Annotated in this window: 8 protein-coding genes and 1 pseudogene; 4 read left to right on the top strand and 5 right to left on the bottom strand. The window is 73.3% G+C overall.

What is annotated here, in order from left to right:
- Positions 1-121 precede the first annotated feature (121 nt).
- The 5 genes from AB0M39_RS22220 to sigK form a co-directional block, all read right to left on the bottom strand.
- Positions 122-2590: a SpoIIE family protein phosphatase gene (locus tag AB0M39_RS22220; protein ID WP_365366932.1), complete on the bottom strand. Its 2469-nt coding sequence runs from the start codon at positions 2588-2590 to the stop codon at positions 122-124.
- Positions 2591-2752: 162 nt separating this feature from the next.
- The gene (locus AB0M39_RS22215) at positions 2753-3217 is read right to left on the bottom strand and encodes an ATP-binding protein (RefSeq protein ID WP_365366930.1); all 465 of its coding nucleotides are present in this window, start codon (positions 3215-3217) and stop codon (positions 2753-2755) included.
- Between the two features lie 197 nt (positions 3218-3414).
- A complete protein-coding gene (locus tag AB0M39_RS22210) occupies positions 3415-3822 on the bottom strand; it encodes a hypothetical protein (RefSeq protein ID WP_365366928.1) in 408 nt (135 codons plus the stop codon).
- Positions 3823-4048: 226 nt separating this feature from the next.
- On the bottom strand, positions 4049-4789 hold the full coding sequence (locus AB0M39_RS22205) for an anti-sigma factor (RefSeq protein ID WP_365366926.1): 741 nt from the start codon (positions 4787-4789) through the stop codon (positions 4049-4051).
- Positions 4786-5379, bottom strand: a complete 594-nt coding sequence (sigK, locus tag AB0M39_RS22200; RefSeq protein WP_365366924.1) for an ECF RNA polymerase sigma factor SigK — start codon at positions 5377-5379, stop codon at positions 4786-4788. The genes AB0M39_RS22205 and sigK overlap by 4 nt, the downstream gene beginning before the upstream one ends.
- Positions 5380-5947: 568 nt before the next feature.
- Here sigK and AB0M39_RS22195 point away from each other — a divergent pair.
- The 4 genes and pseudogenes from AB0M39_RS22195 to AB0M39_RS22180 all read left to right on the top strand — a co-directional run.
- A complete protein-coding gene (locus AB0M39_RS22195; RefSeq protein WP_365366922.1) occupies positions 5948-8752 on the top strand; it encodes a S8 family serine peptidase in 2805 nt (934 codons plus the stop codon).
- 1 nt (position 8753) lies between these two features.
- Entirely contained in the window at positions 8754-13370 is a 4617-nt protein-coding gene (locus tag AB0M39_RS22190; protein WP_365366920.1) for a DUF6603 domain-containing protein, read from the top strand.
- A 31-nt stretch (positions 13371-13401) separates the two neighbouring features.
- Complete coding sequence (locus AB0M39_RS22185) at positions 13402-14568, top strand: kelch repeat-containing protein (RefSeq protein ID WP_365366918.1); 1167 nt, start codon at positions 13402-13404, stop codon at positions 14566-14568.
- Positions 14565-16125: pseudogene (locus AB0M39_RS22180) on the top strand (hypothetical protein); the annotation flags it as partial. The gene AB0M39_RS22185 and the pseudogene AB0M39_RS22180, both read left to right, overlap by 4 nt.

Genomic DNA, 16125 nt, shown 5'->3' with positions numbered 1-16125 from the left:
CGAAGGGCCCGTCATGGGCGCTGACGGTACCTCAGACCCGCTGTGCCGCACCGGAGTTCCGCGCCCGCGCGGCGCCCCCGCCGCAGCTGCCGAGGCCGGCGCGCGGGAGCCCTCGCGCGTGTCACAGCGCCGCCTCGGCGCCCGCGCGCAGCCCCTCCGCGGGGGACGGCAGCTCCTGCTCCGTCCAGACGGTCTTCCCCTCGCGCGCGTGCCGCGTGCCCCACCGCGCCGTGAGCTGGGCGACGAGCAGCAGGCCCCGCCCGCCCTCGTCGGTGCTGCGGGCGCGCCGCAGATGCGGAGACGTGCTGCTGGCGTCGGACACCTCGCAGATGAGGCGGTGATGGTGGATGAGCCGCAGCGTCACCGGTCCGCCGCGGGCGTAGCGGTAGGCGTTGGTGACGAGCTCGCTGACGATCAGCTCGGTGGTGAAGACCATGTCCTCAAGTCCCCAGTCGGAGAGCTGCGTCGCGGTCAGCCGGCGGGCGAGCGCGGGCGCGGTGGGCTCCGCGGCCAGCTCCCAGGTGGCGACGTTCTTCGAGGGGAGGGTGCGGGTCCGTGCCAGCAGGAGGGCCATGTCGTCGACCGGGCGGGCGGGCAGCAGCGCGGTGACCGCCCGCGAGGTCTCCTCCAGGGTCCGGCCGGTGCCGGCCAGCGCGGCGCAGAGCCGTTCGAGGCCCGCTTCGAGGTCGTGGTCCTCGCCCTCGACGAGCCCGTTGGTGTAGAGCGCCAGAATGCTGCCCTCGGGGAGCTCCAGGTCCGCCGCCTCGAACGGCAGCCCGCCCAGGCCCAGCGGCGGCCCGGCGGGCAGGTCGGGCAGGCTCACCTCGCCCTCCGGCGTCACCACCGCCGGAGGGGGATGGCCGGCGCGCGCGAGGGAGCAGACGCGGGACACCGGGTCGTAGACGGCGTAGACGCAGGTGGCGCCGACCACCTGCTCGCCGGGGGAGTCCTCGTCGGGGGTCTCCTGCTCGCCGGCCAGCCGCGTCACGAGGTCGTCGAGGTGGGAGAGCACCTCGTCGGGCTCGAGGTCCAGGTCCGCCAGCGTGTGCACGGCGGTGCGCAGCCGGCCCATGGTGGCCGCGGCGTTGATGCCGTGGCCCACGACGTCGCCGACGACGAGGGCGACCCGGGCCCCGGACAGCGGGATCACATCGAACCAGTCGCCGCCCACCCCCGCCGCTCCGCCGGCCGGCAGATAGCGGTGGGCGACGACGACCGCGGGATGCTCGGGGAAGTCGCGCGGCAGCAGCCGCCGTTGCAGCGCGAGCGCGGTGCGGCGCTGCTGGGTGTAGCGGCGGGCGTTGTCGACGGACAGGGCGGCGCGCGCGGCGAACTCGCCGGCCAGCGTCAGATCGTCCTCCTCGAACGGCTCGGGCAGCCGGTACCGCCACAGGCTCAGCAGCCCCAGGACCATGCCGCGCGCGGTCAGGGGAACCAGCATCAGCGAGTGGACGCCGAGGTCGCGCGCGCGGTCGGCGCGCCCCGGGTCCAGCCCCGACGTGCGGCCCGTCGGGTCGAAGACCGCCTCCAGCAGGGGGCGCCCGGTGGACAGGCACTGTGCCTGCGGCGTGTCCGGGGCGAACGACCTGAGGGTCCCCACCGGGTAGAGCAGCCGGTCCTCCTCTGCCGCGACCGTCTTCAGCGCTGTCCTGCGGAACGGGCCGAGCGCGCCGGGCGCGGGATCGTCGCCCAGGCGCACGGTGTCGAGGAGGTCGACCGTTACACAGTCGGCGAGCTCGGGCACCGCGACCTCGACGAGCTCCTCGGACGTGGTCTCGACGTCGAGCGTGGTCCCGATCAGGGCGCTCGCCTGGTTCAGCATCGCCAGCCTGCGCCGCGCCCGGTGCCGGTCGGTCACGTCCTCGACGAGCTGGGTGACGCCCACCGTGCGGCCGGTGGAGTCCTCCATGCGGAATGCGGACACGGAGACCACCCACTCCCGGTGGGGGTCGTCGAGCAGTCGTGCCGACTGCTCGGTGAAGATCATCGGTATCCCGGTGTCCAGGACCTGCCGCAGCCGGCCCTCGATCGTCTCCGCGTCGGCGGGCACGAGGAAGTCGCCGATGCGGCGGCCGCGCGCGTACTCGCCGGGGAGGCCGCTGAGGCGCGCGATGGCCCGGTTGACGCGCAGGATCCTCAGCTCCGGGTCGTGGATGGACAGCCCGATCGGCGAGCGGCGGAACATCCCGTCCATGACCGACCGGTCGATCTCCCACTGCTCGACCTCGTCCGCCGGCGCGCCCACGAGGAACCACTCGTGCTCGTCGGCGCCCCGCAGAACGCGCCTGGCGCGTACTCCGAATCCGCGTCTTCGGCCGTCGCTGCTCCGCAGGGGCACGAGGCCGAACCAGCCGCCGTCCCGGACGCAGGCCGCGGCGGCCTCCAGCATGACGTCCCGGTCGCGCACGTCCACGAGGAGCCCGGCGGCCGGCTTCCCGAGGACCTGCTCGGCCGGGTAGCCCAGCAGCTGTCGGGCGCGCTCGCTCCAGCCCACGATCGACCCATGGCGGTCCAGTACGACGGAGACGGCGCTCGCCACCGAGAACGGGTCCTCTGGGCTCTCACTGATCAGGGTCACGGATCCGGTCATCACTCTCATGCTCCATCGCACGCGATGGACGCGCACGCGCTGGTCGGGCGGAGCGGAGGTGATCGACGGTCAGCCGGCATGCCGCCGGGGAGACTCCGGAGTAGCGTGGGGCGGGGGGCCGGACGCATCTCCTGCGACGGTCGACGGTCCTACGACCAGCCCCTATACGACGCCCGCCGGTGCGCAGACGTCGCCGCGGAGACCGGGGCGCTCCGCGAGCGTCGCGTGCACGCGCTTCCCGTCCGCGAGCGGCTCCGTCGACAGGGCCGCGCCCAGGCACTCCGCGATGTGCCAGCCCATGCCCCCGGTGCCGTCGGTCAGATCCGGCGAGCGGGGCGCGGGGGCCACGGGGGAGCCGTCGGCCACCGCGATGTCCAGGGCGCCGACGTCGGCGGTCAGCACGAGCGCGTACGGACTGGGGGCGTGGCGGACGGCGTTGGTGACCAGTTCGGACACGATGAGCAGGACGTCCTCGCGGCGGTCGGCGGGCAGCGGAGGACGGAGCGCGTCCAGGAAGTCCCGCGCGGCACGGCGGGCGTCGGCCGGGGCCTCAGGCCCGGGCGGCAGGGCGATCATCGTCTGCTCGACCGGCTGAAGTGGGGCGATGGGTGCTGCAGGTGCGGTCATGACGCTGTCCCGAGGAGAGGCGCGGCGGAGTGCTCCGTGCGCCGGTGGCGCCGTGTGCGGCGTGGGCGTGGTGTGCCGTGGCGGTGGGCGTGGCCGTGAAGCCGTCGAGCGGTGAAGCGGTGAAGCCGGGAGACGCGGCGAGGCTCCAGGACCTGTGGCCTGGAACCTCGCCGACGACGGTGCGGCTGCCGGGCAGCTCACCTGTGCTTGCAGTCCCAGTGGCCCTTCACCCAGTGCTTGTCCCAGTGCCCGGGAACGTAGACCCACTTCCAGTGGCCCTTGTGCTTCTTGTCGTCGTGCTCCCAGAACCCCTTGTGCCACTTGCCGTGACGGTCGTGATGACCGGGGTGCCAGGTCTTGCCGTGGTGGCTCTTGACCCACTTCTTCTCCCAGTGGCCCTTCACCCACTTGTGCTCCCAGTGCCCGCGCTTCCATGTGCACCGGTCGTTGTGATCGCCGGTGACGGTCGCGGTCGACGCGGCGGGAACCGACGCCGGCGCGGCAGCGGTGGCGGAGCCTGCGGCGCCCAGAGCGGCGCCGCCTGCCAGCAGGCCCGTCGCGGCTGCGGTCGCCACGACTCGACGGACCCTGATGGAAATGGACATCACACACACCTCCTCACTCGTATCTCGTATGTGGTGTGACATGAGTGATTCGGAGCCGGATCTATTAGGGATTGGGTGAAATGAGAAGAATCTCAGGATTCACGGAGACGGGACGAGGGCGTCGCCCGGGGTGACCGCGACGGCGAAGGCGGCCCAGACGGCGCGGAACAGCCCAGGCAGCTCTGACGGCTCAGACAGCTCTGACGGCTCAGAGGACTCAGAGGCCTCAGACGGGGAGGCGGATCATTCCGAGCGGCGGAGAGGTGGGCGCCGGGGAGCCTCCCGCGGGCTCGACCGTGACGCCCACGGCCGTCGCGCCGGCCACGGGCCCGTCCAGCAGCCGGATCTGCTGGGCGTCGTCGCCGGTCAGCAGTCCGGCGGGGCGCAGATCGCCGTCCTTGCCGAACCACAGCTCGTACACCTGGCCGGACGGGAGCGGGGGCAGCCCCGAGGCGATGAAGACCGCGGCGTCCTGGCTGTGCGAGACGGCGACGGTGGCTGCGCCTCCGCCGACGAGCGGCTGTGTACGGAGCTCGGCGTCGGGCGCGGCCAGCACGTCCGCGACGTCGGCCTGGTGCGCCTCGACCTGCCGCGCGTCCGACCACGCGGTGTCGGCCTCCTCGCTCTGCCACGCGGCCACCGCGCCGAGGGCCGCGACGGCGGCGACGGAGGCGGCCAGCACGAGGCGGGGATTCCACCGGCCCGACGGGGGAGTGCGGCCCCGGGCCAGCGGCCGTCGCTCCTGGCGCGTGTTCGCGACGCGGTGCAGCACACGGTCCTTGAGGCCTGGAGGCGGCGTCACGACGACGGTCTGGCCGAGCCTGGCGGCCGCGCCCTGGAGCTCGGCCACCTCCCGCCGGCACTCCTCGCAGCCGGCCAGATGCTTCTCGAAGGCCCGCCGCTCCTTGTCCGAGAGGGCGTTGAGCGCATAGGGGCCGGTGGCGGCGTGGAGGTCGGCGCCGTTCATGACCCGCCTCCCAGGCAGTCGCGGAGCCGGATCAGCCCGTCGCGCAGCCGGGTCTTGACCGTGCCGAGCGGCAGCGACAGCGACTGCGCCACCTCCTTGCAGGTCAGCCCGTCGTAGTAGGCGAGGGTCAGCGACTCGCGCTGGGCCTCGGTGAGCGCGCTCAGGCAGCGGCGCACGCGCTGGCGCTCCAGCTTGGACTCGACCTGCTCGGTCACCTCGTCGTACGGCGTCTCCTGATCCCGCAGGGCGGCCTTGCGCTCGCGATCGGTCCTGGCCTGGTCGGAGCGCACGCGGTCCACGGCCCGGCGGTGGGCGAGCACCATGACCCAGGTCATCGCGCTGCCGCGATCGGGGCGGTAGCGGCCGGCGGTGCGCCAGACCTCGACCAGCACGTCCTGCGTCACCTCCTCGGCCTGGGCGGGATCGCGAAGGATCTTGCACGCGAGTCCCATCACATGGCCGCTCGTGACGTCGTACACCGGGCCGAACGCCTCGAGGTCTCCGTGAGCGACCCGGACCAACAGCTCGTCCAGGTCGAGCGGATGGTCCGGGCGGTCTTCGGCGTTGTGTCCGCTGTCGGCGGATGACACGTTCTCGCTCACCTATCGGCGTCGGCGCGGTGGGGCGGTTCCGCCTTCTATGTGACCACCTATTCGCCGCTGTCGCATGTGCGTCTGAAAGGTTCCAGACACACATTGATCTCCGCCGCGCAATGTCGCCGATCGGTCGTTGTCTTTCGATTGTCGACCATTTCTCGGCCGGGAGTGATTGATTTCCTACGTTTATGTATTTCTGGTGCGAGGGCGGTGGGAGATCGCGGCGCGGGGTCACCGTCCGTGTCGCATTGCAAGCCGAACGGTAGCGAGGGAGGAAATGTACAGCACGCCGTACGAGGCAAGAAGGTGCACGTCGGTGGGTGACCCTGCCGAGTGCGGTGTTCTATGGGCGCGCGAATATGGTGTCCCGTCAGGTCGGTGTCCGGAAAAGGCCGTTGACACCGGACTTTGTCGAGAATCATTCTGGTCATGGGATTTCGGGGGAGTATCGCGGCGCGTTCCGCGCTGAATTCCGCATTCCCGAGTGGTGGGTGGGCAGGTCGGTCGCACCGCCGTGCGACAACCTGCGCGACAACCGTCGGTTCGGGAATGGGGGCGCCGGATGGTGAGCAGCAAACTCGACGGACCGCTGATCGCGCGGGTCCACGCCCTGAAGCAGACCGCCTTCGCCCAGTCGGCACAGGCGCGGGCGGAGGAGGAGCTCGCGCGGCGCGAGCAGATCAAGGTCATCGTTCAGTTCCGGGGCGCACTCGCCGAGGTCGAGGCGGCCGGGCTGTGCACCGAGTTCCATACGGCACGGGTCGCCGTCGGCACGATCGCCGTGGCCGATCTGGAGCGGGTCGCCGCCGTGGCCGACGTCGTGTCGATCCAGAGCGACCGCACCATGCGACCGCACCGCCCCGCCCCGAGCGCGTCGGCCGCGCCGGTCGCCCGGCCCGACGACTGCCCGGTCCACGGGCCGGGCGACGGCGGCCCGACCGGCCCCGGCCAAGCCGCCGACCGGCGCGTCGCGCACATCGTCGGCCAGACGTCCGTACAAGCCCAGACGTCCCTGCGAGCCCAGACGTCCGTACAAGCCCAGGCGCACCCCCCGCTGCCTGCCGGGTTCACCGGCAAGGGCGTCGTCGTCGGCGTCGTCGACTCCGGGATCGACGTCTTCCATCCGGCGTTCGTCAAGCCCGGCACCGGAGTCCCAGGCGTTCTCCCGCAGACCCGTATCGTCTCCCTCCTCGATCTGACACTGCGACAGACCATCGAGTGCACGGGCGGCCCGACCGGCGGCACGATCGCCTTCGCCTGGCGCAACCCCGCCGGCGAGGACGCGCGCACCGCGGCGCTGCCGCTGCCCCTGACGGCCGCCGCCCTCCAGAGCGCCCTCGCGGGCCTCGCCTCCATCCAGGCGGGCAACGTCGCGGTGACCGGCGGCCCCCTTCCGGCGACCCCGCTCGTCGTCGACTTCGTCGGCACGTACGACGGCTCGAGGATCGACAGCCAGACGATCTCCGAGATCCGGCCCTCGTGGGCGCTCACCGGCGGGACGAACCCCCAGGTGACGATCCGACGCGGCCGACTGATCACCGAGAGCGAGATCAACGCCGCGCTCCAGGCGGCGACCCCGCAGCCCTTCTTCTCCCGCGACGTCCTCGGCCACGGCACGCACGTCGCGGGCATCGCCGCGGGGATCGGCACCCTGACCCAGCCCTGCTGCGTCGACGACCTGCCCCTCGGCATCGCGCCCGAAGCGGACCTCGCCGTGGTGCGCACGAACTTCCTTGAGACGGCGAGCCTCAAAGGCGTCAAGCACATCCTCGACCAGCCGTGGCTCGCCCCGGGCGTACCGAAGAAATGCGTCGTGGTGAACCTGAGCCTCGGCGCCCTGGGCACCGCCGGAGACGGCACGGACTCCTTCTCGACCATGCTGGACGACTACCTGTTCGGTACGACCAGACGCTCCATCGTGGTCTCCGCGGGGAACGACGGCGGCTTCCACACTCCGCCCTCGCCCAGCGCGCCGCTGGTCATCCCCAAGTCCCAGCCGGACGGCGGACAGCACGCCTTCGGCAGAGTCCCCGCGAGCGGACCGGGATCCACCGCGACCCAGATCCGGTTCACCGTCGAGTTCGCCGACGTCAAGCCCAACGTCTTCCACCTCTGGTACGAGGGCGCCGGAATCCTCAGCGTCAATCTGACCGCGCCGCCCACCCTCCCCGGCGGGCCCTCGCCGACCGTGGGGCCCTCGCTCACGGCCGCGATCACCCCCGACCCAGCGGGCAGCAGCACGCTCCACGTCGTCCCGATCGGACCCGCCGGAGACACCACCGAGCACCTCGTCGCGTACACCTACGCGCTCACGACCGGGCCGAGGGACAAGCGCCATCTCAATCTCGAACTCCGGCCCCCGGTCCACGGCCACATCGCCATCGGCACGTGGACGATCACCCTCAGGGAGACCGCGGGCTTCGAGACGCCGTACGACATCTGGTTCACCAAGGCGGACCCGCCCGACCCGCCCGGCCGGTTCATCCGCCCCGACCAGAACCGGACCCGGACCGTCAACGCACCGGGCGCCGCGCGCCATGTGATCACCGTCGGCGCGTACGACGCCGAGAACGACAAGCTCGCGGAGTTCTCCAGCCGCGGGCCGACCACCGACCTGCACCCCAAGCCGGATGTGTGCGCGCCCGGCGTGAGGGTCTTCTCGGCGCGCAGCGGCGGGCGACCGCCCAACCTCTACATCCCGATGTACGGCACCAGCATGGCCGCCCCCTATGTCTCGGGCGTCGTCGCGCTGATGTTCCAGATGAACGAGAACCTGGACAACGGAACTGTTCTCGCCCAGCTCATGGCCACCTGCACCGCCCCGCCCCCGCCGCGCAGCCTGGACGACGGCTGGGGCGCGGGCCGCGTCCACCCCGAGCGGGCGGTCAACGCCGTACGCCCCCCGCCGCACGGCGCGGCGGCCCACGGCGCCGACGGGGAGCCCCCGGTGCTGCCGCTGGCCGCGTACCCGGCCGCGCGTGTCCCGCTGGCCAGGCGCGTCCAGCAGGTCCGCGCCCGGGCCGAGACGAGCGCGGCAGGCCGGCTGGCCCTCTCGCTGGTCACCGCGCACTACGACGAGGTGGCGCGGCTGGTGGAGGACGACCGGCGGGTGCTGGTCGCCTGGCGGCGGATGCACGGCCCCCTCGTGCTGCGCCTGCTGCTGCTCAGCGAGCTGAACCCCGAGGCGCCGGTGCCGCGCACGCTCGACGGCGTGTCGGTGGCCGACGGACTCGCCCGGCTGCTCGACGAGCTGGCCCGCGCCGGCTCCCCCGCGCTGCGGGCGGACGTCGCCGCGCACCGCGCCTTCGCGCTCGCCCTGCCCGGAGCGCGGCTGTCCGATCTCGACGAGCATGCGCGGGTGAGCTGATATGGCCGCAGGGACAGTCGAGCTGCTGGCTCGGGAGATCGCGAGCGCGTTGCAGCCCTTGGAGCAGCGCCTGCGCGAAGACCGGCGGACCGCCTTCTTCCAGGAGCTGGGCCTCTGGCTCCCCGGGGGACTGAACGCCGCGGCGGGCGCCATCGGCACGGCCGCCGTGCAGACGGCCGGACTCGGACCGATCATCGTGCGCCTGACCGACGCGATCGACGACGACGACGTCGGACGGATCGTCCAGGAAGGCAGCGCCCTGCTGGGCGCGATCCAGCAGGTCCTGTCGGCCGTCTCCGCGCTGGGACCCGCCCTCGACGCCGCGGTGGCCGCCGCGAGCGGGCTGACGGACGCCCAACGAGCCCGGCTGCGGACCGAGATGCTGCGGCTGCCCAAGCGGATGCTCGACTACGCCCTGATCGGCTATCTGGAGGGCAAGAGCGGCGCGGTGGTCGAGGCGCTGACGCTGATCGGAGTCGTCGAGGACCTGCCCGCCCTCGTCGACCCGGCCGACCCCACCGTGCTGCCGGTCAGGCAGCGGGTGCTCCACTTCGACCGGCTGCTGTCGGTGTTCACCGATCCGGCCGAGCTGCTCAGCGAGGTCTTCGACTTCGGCACGAACTCGTTCGACGGCACGAAGCTGTTCCGCGTCCTGGCCGAGCAGTTCGTCAAGCACCAGCGGGACTTCCTCTACACGGGACCACCAGACGGCCCTCCCACGCTCGACCTGTTCATCGCCCGGCTGCGGGCGGAGGCGGTCGGCGGCGCTCCTGCCGTGCTGAGCGCGCGAATGGACGTGGTGGCCGGGGCGGAGTTCACCCGCAGCGTCGAGCTGAGCCCGCTGTGGACGTTAACCTTCGCCGCGGGCGCCAAGTTCGCCCCAGGGCTCGAGGCCCGCGTGTCCCCTCCGCTGAACATCACCCTCACCCCGTCCGGCGAGCTGTCGCTGGACGCCTCGGCCGCCCTTCAGGCCAAGCGGGCGGACGGCCTGCCGATGGTGCTGCTGGGCCAGGCGGACGGATCCCGGCTGGAGATCAGCCGCTTCGCGGTGAGGATCGCCCTGGAAGCGGAGGCCGACGCCTCAGGCGCCGTCACGGTCGAGCCGTCCGCCCGGATGGACCTCGAGGGCGGGCGCGTGGTCATCGACCTCTCCTCGGGCGACGGCTTCATCAGCACCGTCACCGGCGGCGGGAAGATCGAGTCGGACTTCCAGCTGCGGGCGCTGTGGGCGCCGTCCAAGGGCCTCCAGCTGGAGGGCAGCGGATCGCTGGATCTCGCCATCCCCGTCCACGTCGAACTCGGACCCGTAGAGATCACCACGCTGTATCTCAGCGCGGGGATCGGCGCCGACGGCTCGCTGCCGCTGGAGATCTCCGGCGGCTTCAAGGCCGAACTGGGCCCGATCAAGGCCTCCGTCGACCGGGTCGGCCTGATCGTCACGGCGCGCTTCGGCGACGGCGGCGGCAATCTCGGACCGCTCGACCTGGACTTCGCGTTCAAGCCGCCGGGTGGAGTGGGCATCTCCCTGGACGCCGGGGTGATCTCCGGCGGCGGCTATCTGTACGTCGACCCCGAGCGCGGCGAGTACGCCGGGGCGCTGGAGCTGGAGTTCGCGAACTTCCTCGAGCTGAAGGCGATCGGCCTGATCAGCACCCGGATGCCGGACGGCTCCGACGGATTCTCCCTGCTGATCGTCATCACCGCCGAGTTCGGCGGCGGGGGCATCCAGCTGGGCTACGGATTCACCCTGCTCGCCGTCGGCGGCCTGATCGGCCTCAACCGGAGCATGAATCTCCAGGCGCTGGTGCAGGGCGTGCGCACCGGCGGCATCGAGTCGGTGATGTTCCCGAAGGACGTCGTCGCCAACGCCCCCCGGATCATCAGCGACCTGCGCGCCTACTTCCCGCCGGAGCAGGGCGCCTTCCTGATCGGCCCCATGGCGAAGCTCGGCTGGGGCACTCCGACGCTGGTGAGCGTCTCGCTCGGCGTCATCATCGAGATCCCCGGCAACCTCGCCGTCCTCGGCGTCCTCAAGTGCGTCCTGCCCACCGAGCACCTCCCGCTGCTGGTCCTCCAGGTCGACTTCATCGGCGCGATCGAGTTCGACAAGTCCCGGCTCTGGTTCTACGCGCAGCTCTTCGAGTCCCGCATCCTGACGATGACGATCGACGGCGGCATGGGACTGCTCGTCGCCTGGGGCGACAGCCCCGAGCTGGTGCTGACCGTCGGCGGCTTCCACCCGTCGTTCAAACCGCCCGCGCTGCCGTTCCCGGTGCCCGACCGGCTCTCCGTCGACATCATCAACATGCCAGGACGGCTGATCCGGGTGTCCGGCTACTTCGCCGTCACCAGCAACACGGTCCAGTTCGGCGCCCGCGCCGAACTGCGCCTGGGATTCGGCGGCTTCGGCATCGAGGGGCACTTCGCCTTCGACGCGCTGTTCCAGTTCTCGCCCTTCGCCTTCGTCATCAGCATCTCCGCGGGCGTCTCGCTCAAGGCGTTCGGCGTCGGCGTCTTCAGCATCGACCTGCGGTTCCAGCTGGAGGGCCCGGCGCCGTGGCGCGCCCACGGCCGGGGCTCGATCTCCCTTCTCTTCTTCGAGATCTCCGCCGACTTCGACATCACCTGGGGCGAGGAGCAGAACACCACCCTCCCGCCCGTCGAAGTGCTCGCGCTGCTCGCGGGCGAGATCGCCAAGACCGAGGGCTGGGAGACCCGACTGCCCGCCGGCGGCGGCAACGCCCTGGTGAGCCTGCGCACCCTGCCCGACACCGACCGGCTGGTGCTGCACCCGCTGGGCACGCTGTTCGTACGGCAGCGCGCCATCCCGCTCGGCGTGCGCCTCGACCGGCTCGGCGCGCAGCGGCCGAGCGACGGCCGGCGCTTCACCGTCGCGCCCGCGCCCGAGAGCGGCCTCGTCCAGCTGTCGGTCACCGACGACAAGTTCGCGATGGCCCAGTTCCAGGACATGGACGACGCGGCGAAGCTGTCCAAGCCCGCGTACGAGAACCAGGACGCCGGGCTCGAACTGAGCGCGCAGAAGGAGGCGTTCGCCGCCGTGCGGGCGGTCCGCCGCAGCGCCCGCTACGAACTCCACATCATCGACGGCAAGGCCCGCCGGGCCACGGCGTCCGCGGCGCCCGGCCGGGCCGCCGCCGCGGCCCCCCGAAAGCCCCAGCGCTTCCACAACGTCAGCAGCGCCGTGTTCAACCAGCTCCTCGACGGCAGCAGCACCAGCCGCTCGCCGCTGTCCCAGCGCGACGCGGAGCGCCGCCGGCCCTTCACGGCCGAGGACACCGCGCAGATCACCGGACAGCGGTTCGTCGTCGCCTACGTACGCAACAACCAGCAGGCCTTTCCGCCGACCGCCGACGCAGCCCAGGGAGCGACCAGCTTCCGCAGCCAGACGACGGCCCTGGACGCGCTGGCCGCCTGGGTCGAGGCGGACCCGAGCCTGGCGGGCCGGCTGCACGTCGTCCCGGAGGCGGAGGTCTCCGCCCCGCTGACCACCCCGGGCGCCTGGTCGGCCGCGGGCCCGCTGCCGTACGAAGCCGCCGACGTGGACGCCGTGCGGCTGGCCGGCGGCGCGGTGCTCCTCGCGGGCGGCGCCGACGCCGAAGGCAGGGCGCTCGCGCGCGCCGCGCTGTTCGACCCCGTGGACAAGACCTGGTCGCCGGCGGCGAGCCTGGGCGCCGCGCGCCGCCGGCACACCGTCACCCTGCTCGCCGACGGCCGCGTCCTGGTCGCCGGAGGACAGGGCGCGGACGGCTCCGCACTCGCCTCGGCCGAGGTCTACGACCCCGTCGCCGACCGCTGGACTCCCGTCGCCGCGATGGCCGGCGCCCGCTGCGCGCACTCGGCGACCCTGCTGAGCACCGGCAAGGTGCTGATCGCCGGCGGCAGCCGAGCACGCGGCGCCCACGGCGAGGGCTCGCTGGCCTCGGCGGAGCTGTTCGACCCGCGGACCGGGCAGTGGACGGCGGCGGCGCCGATGAGCGACGCCCGCTCCGGCCACCGGGCCGTGGCGCTGCCCGCCGGCGGACGCGTCCTGGTCGTCGGCGGCGCGCTCGCCACTGGCGGCCGGGAGGCGGCCCTCGCCTACTGCGAGCTGTACGACCCGGCCACCGGCCGCTGGTCGCCGGCGGCGAGCCTGGGCGCCGCGCGCAAGGGCTGCCAGGCCACCGTCCTCGCCGACGGCTCCGTGCTGGCGACCGGCGGCGACGGGCCCGCAGTCCCCGCCGCCGGCCGGTTCGGCCTGGCCGCCCTCGCGTCCGCCGAGCAGTACAGCCCGGCCGCGGACGCCTGGACCCCGGTCGCCGCCATGCCCGCCGGGCGGAGCCGGCACCGCGCGGTCCTGCTGCGCTCGGGCAGGGTCCTGGTCGTCGGCGGCGGCGACGGGCCCGCCTTCACCGCCGGCTACCGCGCCGCCGCCCTCTACGACCCCGCCGCCCGCACCTGGACCCCGACCGGCCCACTGGCCGTCGGACGACGGGACTTCGCCGCGATCGAGCTGTCCGACGGCCGGGTGCTGGCCGTCGGCGGGACCGTGCGCTCCGGGCCGGCCGCGCCCGCGGGCGTCGACGTCACGACCTCCGCCACCGAGATCCTCACCCCCTGACCCCGGTCACTGCCATGAAGGGTTTGACGCCATGACCAGTCCCACACTGGCGGCCGCCGGCGCCTGGACGAAGGCCGGCGACCTGCCGTCGGCAGCCGGCTGGCACGGCCAGTACGACGGCGCGGTCCTGCTCGAGGACGGCAAGGTGCTGCTCGTGGGCGGCGCGGACGCCTCGTCCGTGCCCGTCGCCAAGACCGCGGTCTACGACCCCGCCGAGCAGAAGTGGACGGCCGGCAGCCCTCTGACGTTCCCCCGGCGACTGCACACCGCGACGCTCCTCGACGACGGGAAGGTCCTCGTCGCCGGCGGGGCGAGCGGATCCTCGCCCCACTCTCCCGCGCTGACGGCCGTCGAGGTCTACGACCCGTCCGACGGAACCTGGCAGAGCGCGGCCGGCATGCGCCAGGCCCGCCACGGCCACAGCGCCGTCCTGCTGGCGAACAAGAAGGTGCTGGTCGCCGGCGGGGCCGCGACCCGCTCCAGCGACTCCCTCAGAGCGCTCGCCTCGGCGGAGGTCTACGACCCCGACGCCGACGAGTGGACCGACGCGGCGCCGATGACCGACGCCCGGACCGGCCACACCGCGCTGCTGTTCAAAGGCGGTCAGGTCCTCGTCGCCGGCGGCAGGGCGCCGATCTCCGGACGCGACGTCGCCTCCCTCGCGTTCTGCGAGCTCTACAACCCGACGGCAAACGCCTGGACGCCGACCGGCAGCCTGCTCCAGCCCAGGAGCGGCCAGCAGGCCGTCCTCGTCTCGGACACCGCGGCCCTCGTCGTCGGAGGCGCGACCCCCGGCTCGCCGGGCGACGGGACGTTCGACCCGTACACCGCGCTCACGGCCGAGCGCTACGACCTGGCCGCCGGCGCCTGGACGGCCCAGCCGGCCACCGAGGGCGGCCGTGGACTGCACCGCGTGGCGCCGCTGGGCTCGGGGGTGTTCCTGGTGATCGGCGGCACCGCCGACGAGCACAACGGCGCCGGCTACCAGAGCGCGCTCCTGTACGACTCCGCGGCGAAGTCCTGGACGGCGGCCGCCGGACTGACGACCGGGCGCTGGGGGTTCGCCGCGACGGCCCTGTCCGACGGCACGGTCCTGGTCGCCGGCGGGACGGTCGCCTCCGGAGCCGCCGCCGCCGACCCCGAGAGCGACCAGCTGACCGCGGCCACCGAGGTCTTCAGCCTCGGGAGCATCACATGAGAGTGAACGCGTACTCCTTCCTGCCCTGGCTGCGCACCGGCATCGCCACGAAGATCGCCGAGAGCCCCGCGGCGGGGACCCGGGCGGCGATCGAGGTCTCCCTGCGGCTGAGCGGCGAGCCCCTCGCGGGCGGCGAGCCGCTGAGCCGGACCGTCGAGCAGCAGGTGCAGCTGTACGGCCCCGGGGACGTCGTCGGCGTCGACCAGCGGGCGATCTCGCGAACCGAGCCCCGCCCCTGGATCACCAACGTCGAGCCCAACTACCTGGCGCACATCGAGTTCTACGACGAGGACTTCCTCTGGAGGTACAGCCCCGCAGCCGACGAGGGCGACGTGGGCAGGCTGCTGCCCTGGCTCGCCCTGATCGTCCTGGAGGGCCCGAAGGAGTCCGGCGAGCCGGGGGAGTTCGAGGAGGGGTCGGCGCTCCAGGACCGGCCGCTGCCGTATCTCACCGTCGCCGACCCGGCCGCGACCCTGCCCGACCCCGCCCAGCTGGGCGCCTGGGCGCACGTCCACGTCAACGGCGAGCTCTCCGACCGGGTCCTGTCGGAGAAGGAGCACATGCCCGCCGCGCTGTCCGCGCTGCGCGGCGTCCTGCGCGCCGACGCCGACAGCGCGTGCTCCCGGCTGATGTGCCCCCGCCATCTGCGGCCGAACACGCCGTACCACGCCTTCCTGGTGCCCGCGTTCGAGACCGGGCGCCTGGCCGGGCTCGGCCTCGACCCCGCCGGCGCGCCGAGCGCCCTGCACTCCAGCTGGGGACCGGCCTATCCGAACCGGCAGGCCGCCGGACAACTGCCCTACTACCACCGCTGGTTCTTCGGCACCGGGGACGCGGGCGACTTCGAGTACCTCGTCCGGCTGCTGGAGCCCCGCAGCGCCGACGAGCGGGTGGCCCGCCGCGACGTCGACGTCCAGCGGCCCCCCGGCGCCGGCCTGCCGCCGATCACCGCCCCGGCCGGGCTCGGCGGGGTGCTGAAGCTGGGCGGCGCGCTGCGCGTGCCCGAGCGCGAGCCGGACCTGTGGGACGACTGGGACGGCTGGCTGGCCCAGCCGCCGAGGCCCGCGCCGCACCCCTTCCAGACGGCGCTGGCGGGGCTCGTCAACCTCGCGGACGACTATCAGAGGGACACCCCGGCCGACGCGAACGCGCATCTCGCCGCCACAGCCGGCGGCCCGGCGGCCCGCATGCTGGCCGACGAGGTCGACCCGGTCGTCACACCGCCCCTGTACGGCCGCTGGCACGCCCAGCGGTCCCGGCTGCTGACCCAGCGGGACGGCACGCCCGTCCCCGCCGCTGAGGAACGCAACTGGGTGCACCGGCTGAACCTCGATCCCAGGTTCCGGATCGCCGCGAACTTCGGAACGCAGGTCGTCCAGGCCCGCCAAGAGGAGTTCATGGCCGCCGCCTGGCAGCAGGTCGGCGACGTGCTGGCGGCGAACGACCGCATCCGCGCCGCCCAGTTGGCGCGCGAGGTCGGCCACGCGCTGCACCAGAAGCATCTGGCGCCGCCGGCCGCGCCCGGCGCCGCGCCTGGCGCCGAGCCCGCGGGCCGGG

Origin of the sequence: Streptomyces sp. NPDC051907, from assembly GCF_040681075.1 — a bacterium.
In the GTDB taxonomy this organism is placed as follows: Bacteria; Actinomycetota; Actinomycetes; order Streptomycetales; family Streptomycetaceae; genus Streptomyces.
Note: the sequence above shows the minus strand (reverse complement) of the source record. Positions and strands in the feature narration are given on the sequence as shown.